This is a genomic window from Streptomyces sp. NPDC001927 (assembly GCF_053594455.1).
Genome location: NZ_JBSFEN010000019.1, coordinates 35,314 through 54,008, shown reverse-complemented (window position 1 = coordinate 54,008; position 18,695 = coordinate 35,314). Strand labels below are relative to the sequence as shown.

General features: G+C 72.6%; 15 protein-coding genes and 3 tRNA genes. 11 read left to right on the top strand and 7 right to left on the bottom strand.

What is annotated here, in order from left to right:
* Positions 1-5: 5 nt before the first annotated feature.
* Positions 6-350, top strand: coding sequence for a divalent-cation tolerance protein CutA (gene cutA, locus ACWCO8_RS36490; protein ID WP_362006277.1), 345 nt, complete (start codon positions 6-8; stop codon positions 348-350).
* On the top strand, positions 347-742 hold the full coding sequence (locus tag ACWCO8_RS36485; protein WP_362006274.1) for a gamma-glutamylcyclotransferase family protein: 396 nt from the start codon (positions 347-349) through the stop codon (positions 740-742). Before cutA ends, ACWCO8_RS36485 begins: the two co-directional genes overlap by 4 nt.
* Here ACWCO8_RS36485 and ACWCO8_RS36480 read toward each other — a convergent pair.
* The 3 genes from ACWCO8_RS36480 to ACWCO8_RS36470 all read right to left on the bottom strand — a co-directional run bounded on the left by ACWCO8_RS36480 (position 696) and on the right by ACWCO8_RS36470 (position 4,451).
* Positions 696-2,810, bottom strand: a complete 2,115-nt coding sequence (locus ACWCO8_RS36480; protein ID WP_451035821.1) for a molybdopterin oxidoreductase family protein — start codon at positions 2,808-2,810, stop codon at positions 696-698. The genes ACWCO8_RS36485 and ACWCO8_RS36480 overlap by 47 nt on opposite strands.
* Positions 2,811-2,952: 142 nt before the next feature.
* Positions 2,953-3,684, bottom strand: a complete 732-nt coding sequence (locus ACWCO8_RS36475) for a SanA/YdcF family protein (protein WP_451035820.1) — start codon at positions 3,682-3,684, stop codon at positions 2,953-2,955.
* Between the two features lie 32 nt (positions 3,685-3,716).
* Positions 3,717-4,451: an aquaporin gene (locus ACWCO8_RS36470; RefSeq protein ID WP_451035819.1), complete on the bottom strand. Its 735-nt coding sequence runs from the start codon at positions 4,449-4,451 to the stop codon at positions 3,717-3,719.
* A 66-nt stretch (positions 4,452-4,517) separates the two neighbouring features.
* Between ACWCO8_RS36470 and ACWCO8_RS36465 the strand changes: the two genes are divergently transcribed.
* The 6 genes from ACWCO8_RS36465 (at position 4,518) to ACWCO8_RS36440 (ending at position 12,223) form a co-directional block, all read left to right on the top strand.
* Positions 4,518-5,216 (top strand): hypothetical protein, encoded by a 699-nt coding sequence (locus ACWCO8_RS36465; RefSeq protein WP_451035818.1) that lies wholly within the window; start codon positions 4,518-4,520, stop codon positions 5,214-5,216.
* 89 nt (positions 5,217-5,305) lie between these two features.
* Positions 5,306-6,235 (top strand): sirohydrochlorin chelatase, encoded by a 930-nt coding sequence (locus tag ACWCO8_RS36460; protein WP_451035817.1) that lies wholly within the window; start codon positions 5,306-5,308, stop codon positions 6,233-6,235.
* 106 nt (positions 6,236-6,341) lie between these two features.
* Positions 6,342-7,655: a deoxyguanosinetriphosphate triphosphohydrolase gene (locus ACWCO8_RS36455; protein ID WP_451035816.1), complete on the top strand. Its 1,314-nt coding sequence runs from the start codon at positions 6,342-6,344 to the stop codon at positions 7,653-7,655.
* A 132-nt stretch (positions 7,656-7,787) separates the two neighbouring features.
* Positions 7,788-9,050: an NAD(P)/FAD-dependent oxidoreductase gene (locus tag ACWCO8_RS36450; RefSeq protein WP_451035815.1), complete on the top strand. Its 1,263-nt coding sequence runs from the start codon at positions 7,788-7,790 to the stop codon at positions 9,048-9,050.
* A 36-nt stretch (positions 9,051-9,086) separates the two neighbouring features.
* Positions 9,087-10,979, top strand: coding sequence for a DNA primase (gene dnaG / locus ACWCO8_RS36445; protein ID WP_451035814.1), 1,893 nt, complete (start codon positions 9,087-9,089; stop codon positions 10,977-10,979).
* Between the two features lie 152 nt (positions 10,980-11,131).
* A complete protein-coding gene (locus ACWCO8_RS36440) occupies positions 11,132-12,223 on the top strand; it encodes an RNA polymerase sigma factor (RefSeq protein ID WP_451035813.1) in 1,092 nt (363 codons plus the stop codon).
* 5 nt (positions 12,224-12,228) lie between these two features.
* On the opposite strand, the gene ACWCO8_RS36435 is transcribed toward ACWCO8_RS36440, so the two are convergent.
* From ACWCO8_RS36435 to ACWCO8_RS36420, 4 genes are all read right to left on the bottom strand, one after another.
* Positions 12,229-14,157 carry an ABC transporter ATP-binding protein gene (locus tag ACWCO8_RS36435; protein WP_451035812.1) on the bottom strand — a complete coding sequence of 643 codons (1,929 nt, stop codon included), beginning with the start codon at positions 14,155-14,157 and terminating at the stop codon, positions 12,229-12,231.
* On the bottom strand, positions 14,157-15,890 hold the full coding sequence (locus ACWCO8_RS36430) for an ABC transporter ATP-binding protein (RefSeq protein ID WP_451035811.1): 1,734 nt from the start codon (positions 15,888-15,890) through the stop codon (positions 14,157-14,159). Before ACWCO8_RS36430 ends, ACWCO8_RS36435 begins: the two co-directional genes overlap by 1 nt.
* 68 nt (positions 15,891-15,958) lie before the next feature.
* On the bottom strand, positions 15,959-17,398 hold the full coding sequence (locus ACWCO8_RS36425) for an FGGY family carbohydrate kinase (RefSeq protein WP_451035810.1): 1,440 nt from the start codon (positions 17,396-17,398) through the stop codon (positions 15,959-15,961).
* Between the two features lie 96 nt (positions 17,399-17,494).
* Positions 17,495-17,797 (bottom strand): YtxH domain-containing protein, encoded by a 303-nt coding sequence (locus ACWCO8_RS36420; protein ID WP_362006241.1) that lies wholly within the window; start codon positions 17,795-17,797, stop codon positions 17,495-17,497.
* Between the two features lie 169 nt (positions 17,798-17,966).
* On the opposite strand from ACWCO8_RS36420, the gene ACWCO8_RS36415 reads away from it, so the two are divergent.
* From ACWCO8_RS36415 to ACWCO8_RS36405, 3 genes are all read left to right on the top strand, one after another.
* Positions 17,967-18,039 (top strand) — tRNA-Asn (locus ACWCO8_RS36415).
* A 5-nt stretch (positions 18,040-18,044) separates the two neighbouring features.
* Positions 18,045-18,117, top strand: a tRNA-Asn gene (locus ACWCO8_RS36410).
* Between the two features lie 176 nt (positions 18,118-18,293).
* Positions 18,294-18,367, top strand: a tRNA-Ile gene (locus tag ACWCO8_RS36405).
* The last annotated feature ends 328 nt before the right edge of the window (positions 18,368-18,695 follow it).

The window sequence follows — 18,695 nt, the reverse complement described above, 5'->3', positions numbered from 1 at the left end:
GCCGCGTGACCCTCGCACTCACCGTACTCACCACCACCGACAGCCCGGCCAAGGCCCAGGAACTGGCGCGCGGGGCCGTCGAGGCCCGCCTCGCCGCCTGTGCCCAGGTCTCCGGACCGGTCACCTCCGTCTACCACTGGCGGAAGGCGATCGAGACCGAGGAGGAGTGGCAGGTCCTCTTCAAGACGACGGAGGCGCGCTACGAGGAGCTGGAGGCCCACCTCCTGGCCGCGCACGACTACGAGACCCCCGAGGTCCTCGCCACTCCGGTGGTGCGGGCCTCGGCCGCGTACCTGGCCTGGCTGGAGGCCGAGACGTCCGAGACCCCGGCCGCCGCCGCTGCCGAATGACCGCACTGCCCTTCTTCGTCTACGGCACGCTGCGGCCCGGCGAGTACAACCACGACCGCTTCCTCCTCGGCCGCACGGCCCGGGAGGAACCGGCACGTCTGCCGGGTGCGCTGCTGTACGACGGCCCCGGCTACCCCTACGTCGTCCCGGGCGACGGCCTCGTCGCGGGCGACCTGGTCACCGCCGCGCCGGACACCTACGCCGAACTCCTCGCCGTGCTCGACCGGGTGGAGCTCCCGGCCGGCTACGAGCGGGCCGAGCGCGAGGTGGTCCGGGTCGCGGACGGGGCGACCGTCCGGGCCTGGGTGTACTTCGCGGCGCCCGGCACCCCGTACGGGCCGCTCATCAGGGGCGGGGACTGGCGGGCTCGACCCGGACCGCGCACGTCTTGAACTCGGGCATCCGGGAGACGGGGTCGAGCGCCGGGTTGGTGAGGGTGTTGGCGCGGCCCTCGCCGGGCCAGTGGAACGGCATGAAGACCGTGTCGGGCCGGATGGTCGTGGTGATCCGCGCGGGCGCGACCGCCCGGCCGCGGCGCGACACGACGGCGACCCGCTCGCCCTCGGCGACCCCGATCCGCTCGGCGAGCCGCGGATGCAGCTCCACGAACGCCCCGGGCGCGGCGGCGTTCAGCTCGTCCACGCGGCGCGTCTGCGCCCCGGACTGGTACTGCGCGACGACCCGCCCGGTGGTCAGCACCACCGGGTACTCGGTGTCGGTCTCCTCGGCGGCGGGCCGGTGCGTGACCGCCACGAACCGCGCCCGCCCGTTCGGCGTCGCGAACCGGTCCAGGAAGAGCCGGGGGGTCCCGGGGTGTTGCTCCGTGCCCTCCGGGCAGGGCCAGAAGACGCCGTTCTCCTCGCGGAGGCGGCGGTAGCTGATGCCGGAGTAGTCGGCCGGGCCGTCCGCCGACGCCCGGCGGAGTTCGTCGAAGACCTCCTCCGGGTCCGTCGGGAAGCCCTTCTCCCGGCCGAGGAGGGCCGCGAGCCCGTGCAGCACCTCCAGGTCCGTCCGGACCCCCTCGGGCGGGGTGATCGCCCGCTGCCGCAGCAGCACCCGCCCCTCCAGGTTGGTCGTGGTCCCCGTCTCCTCCGCCCACTGGGTGACCGGAAGGACCACGTCCGCGAGGGCCGCCGTCTCCGACAGGACCACGTCCGCGACCGCCAGGAAGTCCAGCGAGCGCAGCCGCCCCTCGATGTGCGCGGCGCGCGGCGCCGAGACCACGGGGTTGGAGCCCATCAGGAGCAGCGACTTCACGTCGCCGCCCAGCGCGTCCAGGAGTTCGTACGCGCTACGCCCGGGCCCCGGCAGCGAGTCGGGGTCCACCCCCCACACGCCCGCCACGTGCGCCCGCGCCGCCGGGTCGTCCAGCTTCCGGTAGCCGGGCAGCTGGTCCGCCTTCTGGCCGTGCTCCCGACCGCCCTGGCCGTTGCCCTGGCCGGTGAGGCACCCGTATCCGCTCAGCGGCCGCCCGGCCCGCCCGGTCGCGAGGCACAGGTTGATCCACGCGCCGACGGTGTCCGTGCCCTTCGACTGCTGCTCCGGGCCGCGCGCGGTGAGCACCATCCCGCTCTCCGCGTCGCAGAACATCCGCATCGCGTCCCGCAGCAGCGGCACCGGTACGCCGGTGATCCGCTCGACCAGCTCGGGCCAGTGCGCCATCGCCCCGGCGCGGGCCGCCTCCCACCCCTCCGTACGCTCCCGGACGAACTCCTCGTCCACCCGGCCCTCGGCGACCACGAGATGGAGCAGGCCGAGCGCGAGCGCGAGGTCGGTGCCGGGGCGGGGCGCGAGGTGGAGGTCGGCCTGCTCGGCGGTGCGGGTGCGGCGCGGGTCGACGACGATCAGCTTCCCGCCGTTCGCCTTCAGCTCGGTGAGGTAGCGCAGCGCGGGCGGCATCGTCTCGGCCAGGTTGGAGCCGACGAGGATCACGCAGCCGGTGCGCGGGACGTCCTCCAGCGGGAAGGGCAGCCCCCGGTCGAGCCCGAACGCCCGCTGGTGCGCGGCCGCCGCCGACGACATGCAGAAGCGGCCGTTGTAGTCGATCTGCGAGGTGCCGAGCACGACCCGGGCGAACTTGCCGAGCGCGTACGCCTTCTCGTTGGTGAGGCCGCCGCCGCCGAAGACCCCCACGGCATCGGGTCCGTGGTCGGCGCGGGTCCGGCGAAGCCCCTCGGCGACGGCGGCGAGTGCCTCCTCCCAGGAGGCGGACTTCAGGGCGCCTGTGTCAGGGCATCGGACCAGGGGCCCGGTCAGCCTGACCCGGGAGGAGAGTACGGCCGGAGCGGTACGGCCCTTGCCGCACAACGCGCCCCGGTTGACGGGGAAGTCGGGGCGCTCCACCACCTCCACGGTCCCCTCCGCCGGGCGCAGGGACATGCCGCACTGCAGGGCGCAGTAGGGGCAGTGCGTAGGGGTCGCGGCGGGGGTGGCGGCGGGGGTGGTGACAGCCTCGGACATGCGAAAACTCTGCGACGGCCGTGTTACGGGCGGGGTCGCGCCGCATTACGGGCACCGCCCGTTCTGCTCCGCCGGGCGGGGGCCCCGGCGTGAGGTCGGCGGGACCCGGCGTGAGGTCGGCGGGCGGAGGCGAGCGCCCTCGTCAGCGGGCGGAGGCGAGTGCCTCCGTCACGCCCTTCTCCTCCTCGCCGAGGAAGTGCGGGTCGGGCCGGACGGTGGCGTCCAGGGCCGCCTTGCCCGCCGCGACGAGCTCCCGGACGCCGCCGTAGTAGAAGACGGAGTCGTGGGGTTCGACCACCTTCACCCCGTACGACTCGATGCCGGCCGCCCGGCAGAGCGCGACGGCCCGCTTGATGTGGAAGTCCTGGGTGACGAGCACGGCCCGGTCGACCCCGAAGATCTTCTTGGCGCGGACGCAGGAGTCCCAGGTGTCGAAGCCCGCGTAGTCGCTGACGATCCGGCCGTCCGGCACGCCGCGTGCGGTGAGGTACGTCCGCATCGCGTCCGGCTCGTCGTACTCGACCCGGCTGTTGTCGCCGGTCACCAGGACGACCTTGACCTTGCCCGCGCGGTACAGCTCGGCGGCCGTGTCGAGCCGGTGCGCGAGGTACGGGGTCGGCCGCCCCTTCCAGAGGCCGGCGCCGAAGACGACGGCGACCTCCTGCGCGGGCACGTCGGCGGTGGTGCGCAGCCGGCTGTCGGCGACGGCGTGCGTCCAGGTGGCGGGCGCGAGGGCGAGGACGGCGCCCAGCATGACGGCCTGCACGGCACGGCGCCGGGACCGGGTGGTGCGGGGCACCGGGGTGAGCCGCGTCAGCCCGAGCGCACCCCGCTTCAGCCGGGCGAGTACGCGTACGCGTCGCAGGCCGCGCATGGATGAACCTCCGTGGATCTTGTCCGCCTCCGTCACCCTGTTCGACGCGTACGCGGGCCGTTCGGTTCGCCGCGCCCGTACAGAACGGTGGCGACGGCGACACCGAGCAGGGTGCCGAGGAGCTGCGCCCCGACGAAGCCGGGGAGCGAGCCGGGGGCTATCCCGGTGAACGAGTCGGTGAGCGCGCGGCCGACGCTCGCGGCGGGGTTGGCGAAGGAGCCCGAGGAGGTGAACCAGATCGCCGCCGCGATGTACGCGGCCACCGCGACCGGCGCGAGCGCGAGCCGGCCGATCCGGCGCAGCCCCACGACGAGCAGGACGAGCCCGGCGGTGGCGACGGCCTCGCCGACCAGGAGGTGGGGCTCCGAACGGGCCTGGGTGGACACGGACCAGGTGGCCGGCGTCCGCCCGAACATCGCCTCGGCGAGCAGGGCCCCGGAGACCGCGCCGACGAGCTGGGCGGCGCAGTACGCGGCGGCCTCGCGGGCCCCGGGCGCGTCCTCCTCGCCCCTCCGCGCCCACCACTCGGAGAGGGTGACGGCCGGGTTGAGGTGGCCGCCGGAGAGGGGGCCGAGGAGCACGATCAGGACGCCGAGGCCCAGGGCGGAGGCGAGGGAGTTGGCCAGCAGGGCCACGCCCACGTCCTCGCTCAGGGCCTCGGCCTGGAGGCCGGAACCGACGATGACGGTCACGAGGGCGGCGGTGCCCACGAGTTCGGCGGCGACGCGCCGGGGGAGCCCGGGGGGAGCGGGCGCAAACATTCGCATGACGGAAAATATATTCCGCTAGATAAAAGAATGAGGGCGGAAGGGTGTCATCCGTACGATCTGCACATGATCGATGAAGCGGCCGTCAACAACGCCGAGTGGTGCGACGCGATGTGCCGCGCGCACGGCAGCCCCGGAACCTTCCGGCGGCACGCCTGGACCAACCCCCGCCGTACCCCGCTCTACTACCCGGACGCGGTGACGCTGACGGCCGACGCGTCGGTACGGGACGTCCTCGACGGAATCGACCGGGACACCCCCGGCGCCTCGGTCAAGGACTCCTTCGCCTGCCTGGACCTGTCCACCGAGGGCTTCCGGCTGCTCTTCGAGGCGCGCTGGATCCATCGGCCCGGCTGGCTCCCCTCTCCGGAGGTCCCCGTCACCGCGGACACGTCGTGGCGTGCGGTGCGCGACCCGGCGGAGCTCGCCGCCTGGGCCCTGGCGTGGAGCGGCGGGGACGCGGACGAGGCGGCGCTCTTCCGCCCCGAACTCCTCGCCGACCCCGCGACGAAGGTCGTCGCGGGGTACGGAGCCGACGGCCGGATCACCGGGGGAGCGGTGCTCAGCGACAACGGGCGGGTGACCGGCGTCTCCAACCTCTTCGCCGCCGAGGGAACCGACCCGGCCGAGGCCTGGGCCGGCTGCCTGACCCTCGTCGACGCCGGCAGCCCGGTCGTCGGCTACGAGTCGGGCGACGACCTCGCGCCCGCCCTGGCGGTGGGGTTCGAGGAACTCGGCCCGCTCCGGATCTGGCTGGCGTCCTGACAGCCCCCGCCGGGCGGCGGTGAGCGCACGGAAAACACTCGTGACGCCCACGCAACGGGGTGGCAACGCGGGGCGCGCAGGATCGGGGCATGACGGAGCGGGACAGTACGTTCGACACCACGGCCGAGCTGCTCGGCACGATCACGACGCGGCTCGGCGAACGCCTGAGCCACGTCCGCCCGTACGGCGCCGCACGCCCCACCCCCCGCCCCACCCTCGTCGCCGTCGGCCACGGCAGCCGCGACCCACGCGCCGCGACCACCCTCGCCGAGCTGGCCGACCGCGTCCGCGAACTCCGCCCGGGCCTCGACGTCCGCCTCACCCACATCGAACTGAACCCCCCACTCCTCCCGGAGGTCCTCGCGGACCTCGCGGCACCCCCGACGGCCGACGCGGCACCCGTGTCGGCGGACGACCCGGCGCGGACGGGGGACGCCGCCGCAGGTGCCCCCCGCGCCGTCCTCGTCCCCCTGCTCTTCGGGCCCGGGTATCACGTCAAGCACGATCTGCCCGCCGCTGTCGCCGCGCAGCCCGGCGGGCGGGTGCGGATCGCCGCGCCGCTCGGGGCACATCCGCTGCTCGTCGAGGCGCTCGTCGACCGGCTCGCGGAGGCGGGGTGGACCTCCGCCGACAGCGCCTCCCGGGCCACCGGGATCGTCCTCGCGGCGGCCGGATCGCGCGACCCCGAGGGGCTCGCCGCCGTGCGGCGGATCGCCGCCGCGCTCTCCGAACGGCTCGGCGGCACACCCGTCGTCCCCGCCTACGCCTCCGCCGCCGCCCCCACCGTCCCCGACGCCGTGCGCGCGCTCGCCGCCCGCGGCCGCCACCGGGTCGCCGTCGCCTCCTGCTTCACCGCCCCCGGCCGCTTCGCGAGCGGCGCCGCCGCCCACGCCCCCTTGATCGCCGCGCCCCCGCTCGGCGACCACCCCGCGCTCGCCCGCCTGATCCTGCACCGCTACGACCAGGCGCTCACCACCCCGGCGACCGCGCCCACCTGGCGAGAACTCGCCTCCGCCTAGGGCCCACGCGCCAGACCCCGCTCCCTGAGTGCGTACGGCCGAAAATCCCCGGTAAGACCGTCCTCCTACCGCCCCCGCTGTCCGTCCCGCCGGTTACCTTCGGTGCATGGAAGGCTTCGCGGACACCCCCGGCATCACAGACACCCCCGGCTACGACGACAGCGCCACCGAGCGCTGGGCCGCCGAGCCGGACAAACGGCCCGGGCGGACCGCCTTCCAGCGGGACCGCGCGCGCGTGCTGCACTCCAGCGCCCTGCGCCGGCTCGCGGGCAAGACCCAGGTCGTCACCCCCGGCTCCCGGAGCCACGCCTGGGACGCCAGCCCCCGCACCCGCCTCACCCACTCCCTGGAGTGCGCCCAGGTCGGGCGCGAGCTCGGCGCCGCGCTCGGCTGCGACCCCGACCTCGTCGAGGCCGCCTGCCTCGCCCACGACATGGGCCACCCGCCCTTCGGACACAACGGCGAGGTCGCGCTCAACGAGTTCGCCAAGGACTGCGGCGGCTTCGAGGGCAACGCCCAGTCGCTGCGGCTGCTCACCCGTATCGAACCCAAGCGGTTCATCGCCGACCCCGCCACCGGCCGGCCCGTCAGCGTCGGCCTCAACCTCACCCGCGCCGCGCTCGACGCCGCCACCAAGTACCCCTGGCCGCGCGGCGGTCACCCCGAGGACCCGGACTCGTCCAAGTTCGGGGTGTACGAGGACGACCTCCCCGTCTTCGAGTGGGTCCGGCAGGGCGCCCCCGCCCACCGCAAGTGCTTCGAGGCCCAGGTCATGGACTGGGCCGACGACGTGGCGTACTCCGTCCACGACTTCGAGGACGGCCTGCACGCCGGCCACATCGACCCGAACATGCTCTTCTCCGAGCCCGAGCGCGCCGACATCTGGCACGTCGCCATCGGCCGGTACGTCCCGCACGACACCGACCCGCAGGAGCTCGCCGACGCCCTCGACCGGCTCGTCGACCAGGACTGGTGGCCGCACGGCTACGACGGATCGGCCGTCGCCCAGGCCCGCCTCAAGGACGCCACCAGCCAGCTGATCGGCCGCTTCGCCCTCTCCGCCGAGGGCGCCACCCGGCAGGCGTACGGGTCGGGGCGCCTCACCCGGTACGCCGCCGAACTCGTCGTCCCCCGCGAGACCCGCAACGAATGCGCCGTCCTCAAGGCCGTCGCCGACCGGTACGTCATGCAGCGTGCCGAGCAGGAGGCCCTCCGCGCCGACCAGCGCATCGTCCTCGCCGAGCTCGCCGAGGCGCTCACCTCCCGCGCCCCCGAGGGGCTCGACCCGCAGTTCCGCGCCCTCTTCGACGCGGCGGACGACGACAGGTCGCGCAAGCGGGTGATCATCGACCACATCGCCTCCCTCACCGACGCCTCCGCCCGCACCCTCCACGGCCGCCTCCGCCACGGCAGGCCCTGAGGACCCGCCGAGGGCCCGCCCTCTTTCGTCATCACGCTCCGTGCGGGACGCTCGGCTCAGGGCCCGAGGCGGAACGGCTGGCCGAACGGCCGGAGGCGTAGCGTAGAAGCGGTCGCAACGAGGAGGCATCAAGTGGTCGACGCAGATCAGACCTTCGTCATCGTCGGCGGGGGACTGGCCGGGGCCAAGGCGGCGGAGACGCTCCGGTCCGAGGGGTTCACCGGCCGGGTGATCCTCATCGGCGACGAGCGCGACCACCCCTACGAACGCCCACCGCTCTCCAAGGGCTACCTCACCGGCAAGGAGGAACGCGACAGCGTCTTCGTCCACGAGCCGTCCTGGTACGCCCGCGCCGAGGTCGAGCTCCACCTCGGGCAGCCCGTCACCACCGTCGACCGCGAGGCCCGCACCGTACGCCTCGGCGACGGCACCACCATCCGCTACGACCGGCTGCTGCTCGCCACCGGCTCCGAGCCGCGCCGCCTCGACATCCCCGGCACCGGCCTCGCCGGCGTCCACCACCTGCGCCGGCTCGCCCACGCCGACCGGCTGCGCCACGTCCTGGCCGCCCTCGGCCGCGACAACGGCCACCTGGTGATCGCGGGCGGCGGCTGGATCGGCCTGGAGGTCGCCGCCGCCGCCCGCGGCTACGGCGCCGAGGTCACCGTCGTCGAGTCCGAGCCCACCCCGCTCCACCAGGTCCTCGGACCCGAGCTCGGCCAGCTCTTCGCCGACCTGCACACCGAGCACGGCGTCCGCTTCGCCTTCGGCGCCCGGCTCGCCGAGATCGTCGGCCAGGACGGCATGGTCCTCGCCGTCCGCACCGACGACGGCGAGGAGCACCCCGCGCACGCCGTCCTCGCCGCGATCGGCGCCGCCCCCCGCACCGCCCTCGCGGAGGCCGCCGGGCTGGCCCTGGTCGACCGCGCCCACGGCGGCGGCATCGCCGTCGACGCCTCGCTGCGCACCTCCGACCCCGACATCTTCGCGGCCGGTGACGTCGCCGCCGCGCACCACCCGCTCCTGGACACCCGGCTGCGCGTCGAGCACTGGGCCAACGCCCTCAACGGCGGCCCGGCCGCCGCCCGCGCCATGCTCGGGCAGCACGTCTCGTACGACCGCGTACCGTACTTCTTCTCCGACCAGTACGACCTCGGCATGGAGTACTCCGGCTGGGCCCCGCCCGGCTCCTACGACCAGGTCGTGATCCGCGGCGACGCCGGAAAGCGGCAGTTCATCGCCTTCTGGCTCAAGGACCGCAAGGTCCTCGCGGGAATGAACGTGAATGTGTGGGACGTCACAGAGCCCATCCAGGGCCTCATCCGGGCCCAGTCCCCGGTGGACCCCGACGCCCTCGCCAACCCGTCCGTCCCCCTGGAGAGCCTGCTGACGTAGGGGCCGGTCGCCTGCCCGCCCCCGTAGACTTCACACGTGGCAGGCAGGATCAACGATGACGACGTGAAGGCGGTACGGGACGCGGTCCCGATCGACGCCGTCGTGTCCGAGTACCTCCAGCTCCGCAACGCCGGCGGCGGCAACCTCAAGGGCCTGTGCCCCTTCCACGACGAGAAGTCCCCCTCCTTCCAGGTCAGCCCGAGCAAGGGCCTGTTCCACTGCTTCGGCTGCCAGGAGGGCGGCGACACGATCGCCTTCGTGATGAAGATCGACCACCTCTCCTTCTCGGAGACGGTCGAGCGCCTCGCCGCGAAGGCCGGCATCACCCTGCGGTACGAAGAGGGCGGCTACAACCCCGGCCACCAGCGCGGCGAGCGCATCCGGCTGGTCGAGGCGCACAAGGTGGCCGCCCAGTTCTACGTCGACCAACTCGACTCCCCCGAGGCCGAGATCGGCCGGAAGTTCCTCGCCGAGCGCGGCTTCGACCAGGCCGCCGCCGCGCACTTCGGCGTCGGCTACTCCCCGGCCGGCTGGGACCACCTCACCCGCTTCCTGCGCGGCAAGGGCTTCTCCGACAAGGAGCTGATCCTCTCCGGGCTCTCCCAGGACGGCCGCCGCGGCCCCATCGACCGCTTCCGCGGCCGGCTGATGTGGCCGATCAGGGACGTGGGCGGCGACGTCGTCGGCTTCGGCGCGCGCAAGCTCCGCGACGACGACAACGGGCCCAAGTACCTCAACACGCCCGAGACGCCGATCTACAAGAAGTCCCAGGTGCTCTACGGCATCGACCTGGCGAAGAAGGACATCGCCAAGGTCAGCCGGGCCGTCGTCGTCGAGGGCTACACCGACGTCATGGCCTGCCACCTCGCGGGCGTCACCACCGCCATCGCCACCTGCGGCACCGCCTTCGGCGGCGACCACATCAAGATCCTCCGTCGGCTCCTGATGGACAACGGCTCGGCCCGGGTGATCTTCACCTTCGACGGCGACGCGGCCGGCCAGAAGGCGGCCCTGCGCGCCTTCGAGGACGACCAGAAGTTCGCCGCCGAGACCTACATCGCCATCGCCCCCGACGGCATGGACCCCTGCGACCTGCGCCTCGCCAAGGGCGACCAGGCCGTCGCCGAGCTGGTCGAGCCGCGCACCCCGCTGTTCGAGTTCGCGCTCCGCCAGATCGTGAAGCGGTACGACCTGGAGACCCCGGCCGGCCGGGCCGCCGCGCTCGACGAGGCCGCCCCGATCGTCGCCCGGATCAAGAACATCGCCTCCCAGCACGAGGTCGCCGTCCAGCTCGCCGGCATGCTCGGCATCCTCGACACCCCGTTCGTGGTCAAGCGCGTCGCCCAGATCGCCCGCTGGCAGCGGGACCGCGGCGGCCGGGGCGGCCCGACGCAGGCGGCGCCCCAGCGTGCCTACCAGAACACCCAGGCGCCCGCCGTGCAGGCCGGCCCCGCGCTCAACCTGCGCAGCCCCGCGCACCGCACCGAGCGCGAGCTGCTCAAGCTCGCCCTCCAGCGGCCCGAGCTGGTCTCCCCGGCCTTCGACGCGTACGGCGCCGACGAGTTCACCGCCCCGCCCTACGCGGCCGTCCGCCAGTGCGTCCAGGACGCGGGCGGCGCCACCGGAGCGCCCGCCGACTATCTGTCCGCCGTCCGCGAGGCCGCCCCCGACGACACCGTCCGCGCGCTCGTCACCGAGCTCGCCGTCGAGACGCTCTTCGCCAAGGTCGTCGACGAGGTCTACGCGGGCGCCCAGCTCGTCTCCGTCCGGCTGCGCGCCGTCGACCGCCGCGTCCGCGACGTCCAAGGCACCCTGGCCCGGCTCGGCGTGAACGGCGACCCGGCCCAAGTGGCCGCCGTACAGAACGAGTTGTGGGTCCTCACCCAGTACGGCCAGTCGCTCCGCACCAACGGCGCCGCAGCCCTATAGGACTTCCCTGTACGGGTTCTGACGTTCGGTCACCTCGCGAACTCAAAAAGTCACCGCACGCCCCTCGTGGCGGCGATGTGTCGTACCCCACACTGGGAAGCGGTGCCTGAGCCCCCGGAGCACCGGCAGCGATCACCCTGGAGGTCGCCCCCGTGCAGACCCAGACCCTGTCCGACGTCGTGCCCGGGCAGCGCCCGGCCGCCCACCATCCGGAGGCGCCGGCCTCCGCGGAGCAGGCCGAGGGAGCGGATCCGCCCGAGCCCACGGAGTTCGTGGACGACACGCCCGACCCGGAGCCGGTCCCGCGCCGCGTCGCCGATCTCGGCGGGAACGGGCCCTCGTCCGATCTCTTCCGCCAGTACCTGCGCGAGATAGGCCGGATCCCGCTGCTCACCGCCGCCGAGGAGGTCGACCTCGCCCGCCGCGTCGAGGCCGGGCTCTTCGCCGAGGCGAAGCTCGTGGGCACCCCCGACCTGGACTCGCGGCTCGCCCACGACCTGGACCGGCTCGTCGTCCTCGGCCGGATGGCCAAGCGCCGGCTCATCGAGGCCAACCTGCGGCTCGTCGTCTCCGTCGCCAAGCGGTACGTCGGACGCGGCCTGACCATGCTCGACCTGGTCCAGGAGGGCAACCTCGGCCTGATCCGGGCCGTCGAGAAGTTCGACTACGCGCGCGGCTACAAGTTCTCGACGTACGCGACCTGGTGGATCCGCCAGGCGATGTCACGGGCCCTCGCCGACCAGGCCCGGACCATCCGCGTCCCCGTCCATGTCGTCGAACTCATCAACCGGGTCATCCGCGTCCAGCGCCGGATGCTCCAGGAGCGCGGCTACGAACCCACCGCGGAAGAGGTCGCCGCCCAGCTCGACCTGGCCCCCGAGCGGGTCGGCGAAGTGCTGCGCCTCGCCCAGGAACCGGTCTCCCTGCACGCCCCCGTCGGCGAGGAGGACGACGTCGCGCTCGGCGACCTCATCGAGGACGGCGATGCCGCCAGCCCCGTGGAGTCGGCCGCGTTCCTGCTGCTGCGCGAGCACCTGGAGGCCGTCCTCTCCACCCTTGGCGAGCGCGAACGCAAGGTCGTCCAGCTCCGCTACGGCCTCGACGACGGCAGGCCCCGCACCCTGGAGGAGATCGGCCGGCTCTTCGGCGTGACGCGCGAACGCATCCGCCAGATCGAGTCGAAGACCCTCAACAAGCTGCGGGACCACGCCTTCGCGGACCAGCTCAGGGGCTACCTGGACTAGCCCGCCTAGTCCACCTCCGCGACCGCCCGGGCGAACTGGGCCGCGTACAGCCGCGCGTACGCCCCGCCCGACGCCAACAGCTCGTCGTGCGTGCCCTGTTCGACGATCGAGCCGTTCTCCATCACCAGGATCACGTCCGCGTCCCTGATGGTGGAGAGCCGGTGCGCGATCACGAACGAGGTGCGCCCGTCGGCGAGGCGGGCCATCGCCTTCTGGATGAGCACCTCGGTACGGGTGTCGACCGAGCTGGTCGCCTCGTCGAGGACCAGGATCACCGGGTCGGACAGGAATGCCCGCGCGATGGTGATCAGCTGCTTCTCGCCGGCGCTGACGTTCCCGCCCTCGTCGTCGATGACGGTGTCGTAGCCGTCGGGGAGGGTGCGGATGAAGCGGTCGGCGTGGGCCGCCCGCGCCGCCTCCTCGATCCGCTCCCGCGAGACCTCCCCGCTCGCCCCGTACGCGATGTTCTCGGCGATCGTCCCGCCGAAGAGCCAGGTGTCCTGGAGGACCATGCCGATCCCGGCCCGCAGCTCGTCGCGGGACATCGCCGAGATGTCCGTCCCGTCCAGGGTGATCCGGCCGGCGGTCACGTCGTAGAACCGCATCAGCAGGTTCACCAGCGTCGTCTTGCCCGCGCCCGTCGGGCCGACGATCGCGACCGTCTGGCCCGGCTCCACCGTCAGGGAGAGGTCCTCGATGAGCGGCTTGTCCGGCTCGTAGCGGAACGCCACCTCCTCCAGGGCCACCTTGCCCAGCGACTCCGAGGACCGCTCGCTCCGCGGCGCGTCCGGGGTCTGCTCGTCGGCGTCGAGGAGCTCGAAGATCCGCTCGGCGGACGCGACACCCGACTGCACCAGGTTCGCCATCGACGCGACCTGCGTCAGCGGCATCGAGAACTGGCGGGAGTACTGGATGAACGCCTGCACGTCACCGATCGACAGCGTGCCGCTCGCCACCCGCAGCCCTCCGACGACGGCGACGAGCACATAGTTGATGTTCGAGATGAAGAACATCACCGGCTGCATCACACCGCTGTTGAACTGGGCCTTGAACCCGGCCTCGTACAGCGCCTGGTTCTGCTCGCGGAAGTCCGCGGCCGACTCGTCCTGCCGCCCGAAGACCTTCACCAGGGCGTGGCCGCTGTACATCTCCTCCACATGGGCGTTGAGGGTGCCCGTGGACTTCCACTGCTGCACGAAGTGCGGCTGCGAGCGCTTGCCGATCTTCGTCGCCACGACCACCGACACCGGCACGGTGACGAGCGCGACCAGCGCGAGGAGCGGCGAGATCCAGAACATCATCCCCAGGACGCCGACGATGGTGAGCAGCGAGTTGATCAGCTGGCCCATCGACTGCTGGAGCGTCTGCGAGATGTTGTCGAGGTCGTTCGTGGCCCGGCTCAGCACCTCACCGCGCTTGGCCCGGTCGAAGTACGACAGTGGCAGCCGCGCCAGCTTCGCCTGCACGTCCTCGCGCATCCGGTAGACGGTCCGGTTGATCACCCTGATCGACATCCGGGTCGCCACCAGCATGAGGAGACCGGCCGCCACATAGATCGCCAGGACCAGGAGCAGCACCTTGCCGACGGCCGTGAAGTCGATGCCCTGCCCGGGGGTGAAGTCCACCCCGGACAGCATGTCCGCCATCCCGTCGTCGCCCTTGGCCCGCAGGCCCTCGATCGCCTGCGCCTTCGTCGTGCCGTCGGCCATCTGCCGGCCGACCACGCCCGCGAAGACCAAGTCGGTCGCCTTGCCGAGGATCAGCGGGCCGAACACCGAGCCCGCCACGCCGAGCACGCAGGCGACCAGCATCAGCCAGAGCGGGCCCCGCTCGGGCGCCAGCTGCCGCAGCAGCCGCTTGCCCGAGCCCTTGAAGTTCATGGACCGCTCGTTGGGGCCGCCACCGGCCATCATCCGTCCGCCAGGACCGGCCATCAGGCTGCCTCCGCCTCGGTCAGCTGGGAGAGCACGATCTCCCGGTACGTCTCATTGCCCGCCATCAGCTCGTGATGGCGTCCCGTCCCCACGACCCGGCCCTCGTCGAGGACCACGATGCGGTCGGCGTCCCGGATGGTCGACACCCGCTGGGCGACGATCACGACGGTCGAGTCCGACGTCTCCGCCTTCAGCGCCTCCCGCAGCAGGGCGTCGGTCTGGTAGTCGAGCGCCGAGAACGAGTCGTCGAAGAGATAGATCTCCGGCCGCTGCACCAGCGTCCGGGCGATCGCGAGCCGCTGCCGCTGACCGCCGGACACATTGGTGCCGCCCTGTGCGATCGGCGCGTTCAGCCCGTTCTCCAGCTTCTTCACGAAGTCCGCCGCCTGCGCCACCTCGAGCGCGTGCCACAGCTCCTCGTCGCTCGCGTCGGGCTTCCCGTACCGCAGGTTCGTCGCGACCGTCCCGGAGAACAGGTACGGCTTCTGCGGGACGAGCCCCACCGTCCGCGCCATCAGCTCGGGCGCCAGCTTCCGTACGTCCACCCCGTCGACGAGCACCTCGCCGCCGGTCACGTCGAACAGCCGGGGCACCAGGCCGAGCAGCGTCGACTTGCCGCTGCCGGTCGAACCGATGATCGCCGTCGTCTCACCCGGCCGGGCCACCAGCTCCACGTCCCGCAGGACCGACTCCTCGGCGCCCGGGTAGCGGAAGTCCGCGCTCCTGACCTCCAGATGGCCGCGCCGCCCCAGCTCGCGCACCGGCTCGGCCGGCGGCACGACGCTGCTCTCCGTGGAGAGGACCTCCTCGATGCGCTCGGCACACACCTCGGCGCGCGGCACCATCATGAACATGAAGGTGGCCATCATCACGGACATCACGATCTGCATCAGATAGGCGAGGAAGGCGGTCAGCGCGCCGATCTCCATCCCGCCGCTCGCGATGCGGTGCGCCCCGAACCAGACCACCGCGACGCTGGAGACGTTCACGACCGTCATCACGGTGGGGAACATCAGCGCCATCAGCCGGCCCGTCGCCATCGAGACGTCGGTCAGCTCGGTGTTGGAGACCTTGAACCGGTCCCGCTCGTATCCGTCCTTCACGAAGGCCCGGATCACCCGGTTGCCGGTGATCTGCTCCCGCAGCACCCGGTTCACCGTGTCGAGCCGCTCCTGCATCGTCCGGAACAGCGGGCGCATCCTCCGCACGATCAACGAGACCGCGATGCCAAGGACCGGCACGACCGCGATCAGCACCGCCGACAGCGGCACGTCGAGGCTGAGCGCCATGACGATGCCGCCGACGCACATGATCGGCGCCGACACCATCAGCGTGAACGCCATCAGGACCAGCATCTGGACCTGCTGGACGTCATTGGTGGTACGGGTGATCAGCGACGGGGCGCCGAACTGCCCGACCTCGCGGGCCGAGAACGACTGCACCCGGTCGAAGACCGCGGCGCGGACGTCCCGGCCGAGCGCGGAGGCGGTCCGCGCCCCGTAGTAGACGGCGCCGACGTTGCAGACGACCTGGATCACCGAGACGGCGATCATCAGGGCGCCGAACCGCAGGATGTAGCCGGTGTCCCCGTCGACGACACCGTTGTCGATGATGTCCGCGTTCAGGGTCGGCAGGTAGAGGGACGCGCAGGTCTGCAGGAACTGCAGCAGGACCAGCAGACCGATGGGCTTCTTGTACGGTCGAAGGTGGGTTCGGAGAAGTCGTAGGAGCACGGGTCCTACTATCGCCCGCGCCCCCTCGGCGTTACGACTGTGTTTTGTCGAGTCTTGAACGGACTCCGCTACGAGCCGAACGCGCCCGGGTGGATCTGCTCCCGCGTGGCCACGTACTGCTGCCGTACGGCCTGGCCGACGGCCAGCTCCTCACCTGGCTCGAAGATCTGCGCGGCCGCGCCCTGCCAGGCAGGGGGAGCGGTGGGCGACAGCGTGCCCCGGGCCACCCCGAGCGCCCAGGCGGCCTGTCGGGCCGCGCCGAGCGCCGCGTAGTCGGCGGGCTGCGCGACGACGACCTGCGCGCCGAAGATCGCGGGGGCGATCGCCTGCACGGCGGGCAGCCCGGCCGCCGCACCGAGCAGGAACACCCGGCGCACCTCCACACCGCGTCCGCGCAGCACGTCCATGGCGTCGGTGAGCGCGCACAGCATGCCCTCGAACGCGGCCCGGGCCAGGTGCTCGGGCTTCATCGACTCGCGGCGAAGCCCGCTGAGCGTGCCGGCGGTGTGCGGCAGCTGCGGGGTCCGCTCGCCCTCCAGATAGGGGAGCAGGACGAGCCCGGAGGCACCCGGCGTCGACTTCAGGGCCAGCGCGGACAGCTCGTCCAGGCTCTCCACCCCGAGCATCTCGGCGGTGCCGCGCAGCGCGCGTACCGCGTTGGAGGTGTGGACGACGGGCAGGTGCATCCCGGCCGCGTCGGCGAAGGAGGTGATCAGCCCCTGCGGGTCGGCGAGCGCCTCGTGGTGCACGGCCATGACCGAACCGGAGGCGCCGAGGGAGACGACCGCGTCGCCGGGCCCGAGCCCGAGCCCGAGGGCGGCGGCCATCGTCTCGCCCGTACCGGCCGAGATCAGCAGGCCCTCGGGGGTGGTGCCGGCGGCCTCGGCGGGGCCGAGCACCTCGGGGAGGACGGCCTGGTGGCCGAGGGCCAGCTCGACGAGGTCGGGCCGGTACGCGCCCGTGCCGGCGGACCAGTAGCCGGTGGCGGAGGCGGCGCCGCGGTCGGTGGTGCGGCGCACGGGGCGGCCGAGGAGCTGCCAGACGAGCCAGTCGTGCGGCTGGAGGAGCATCGCGACGCGCTGGGCGTGCTCGGGCTCGGAGCGGGCCAGCCAGCGGAGCTTGGCCACCGGCTGCCCGGACTGCGGTACGGAGCCGACGGCCTCGGCCCAGGCCTGCCGCCCGCCGAACGCCTCGACGAGGTCGGCTGCGGCCACCTGTGCGCGCTTGTCGTTGCCGACCATGGCCGGCCGGACGAGCCCGCCCTGCGCGTCGAGCGGCACGAGCCCGTGCTGCTGCGCGGAGACCCCGATGGCCTGCACCCCTTCGAGCAGCCCACCCCCGGCCGCCTCACCGAGCGAGAGCAACCACGCCTGCGGGTCGACATCGGTGGCCTTGGGCTCACCCGGGTGCGGGGCGTACCCCTGACGCAGTACGGCACCCGTGTCCGCGTCGCAGACGACGATGCGTGTGAACTCGGCTGAGCTGTCCAAGCCGGCGACTATCCCCATGGGAGGAGATTCTGCCGCACGCGGAGGAGTAAGGGGAGCGCGCGCGGGGTAGGGGTGCCGATTTCGGCCGGGGTCACCGCTCTCTCGGAGTGCCGATCAGGTGTTGCTCACCCCCCACTCGTCCTCGGTCACCTGACCGTTGTGGTGACGGAGGGAGTGGATCCGGTCGGTCACGGAGGCGGGGAGCCTGTCGCCGACCTTGTCGCTCACGGCGTGGTACGCCTTGCCGGCGAACTGCCGCCCGGTCTGCGCCGCGGACTCGGCGGCGTTGCGCACGGCCGGGTTCTGCGAGAAGTCCCTGGCCGACTTCTTCATCTGCTCGTAGCGCTCACGCCCGGCCCGCGTCCCGATGACGTAACCGAGGGCCAGCCCCACGACGAACGTCAGCTTGTACCGCACGGCGGCACCACCTTCCCTTGAGCTTCCCTGTTGCTTCTCTGGTGCCCACGAGCGCCCACGGCATACCGATTGGCGGAGCACCCCCCTGCTTGCGCTAATGTATGTGTCGCAGCGAGCGCGCGCCGCCCGGGAACACCCGAGGTGGATCCGTTCGGTGCAACCGCAGCAATCCCCTGTAGCTCAATTGGCAGAGCAGCCGGCTGTTAACCGGCAGGTTACTGGTTCGAGTCCAGTCGGGGGAGCGCGATCCCCTGTAGCTCAATTGGCAGAGCATTCGGCTGTTAACCGGAGGGTTGCTGGTTCGAGTCCAGCCGGGGGAGCAACAGAAAAAGGACCCTTAGGGGTCCTTTTTCGTATGCCCGGGAACCATGCGCCACGCTGCGCGGTCCTCATGGTCGAGGAGTGCGCAGCAGACGCCGACCATCCGGAGCAGGAGATCGTATGAGCGGCTATGCTGCGGCAGACGGCGCGCACACTTGTACGCGCCACGCGGTAAGGGGCGGTAGCTCAGCCGGTTAGAGCAGCGGACTCATAATCCGTCGGCCGTGGGTTCGAGTCCCACCCGCCCCACCGAGAAGAAACGTCGCGACCAGGCACTTCCCCTGGTCGGACGTGATCCCGAAGGGCCTCCGCGGCCCGTCCCAGGCAGGAAAGCACACCTGGCTGGGCAAAAGGTGGACGCGGCGCGCGCGGCGCGTTCCAACCCCCCGTTCGGCGCATCCGTGACCGTGTCCCGCGTCACCTTCGGAGCGTCGCGCGCTCTCCCCTCGCTCGTACCTCGCCCACGGGGCCGACCCCTGTCCTGCCGACCTGACGATGGATCGGCAGTGGCCGACACGGCTCCGAGGCTCCGCCACTGGTTCAGGGGGCGGAGCCTCTTCGCGTCGGAAGGGGGCCC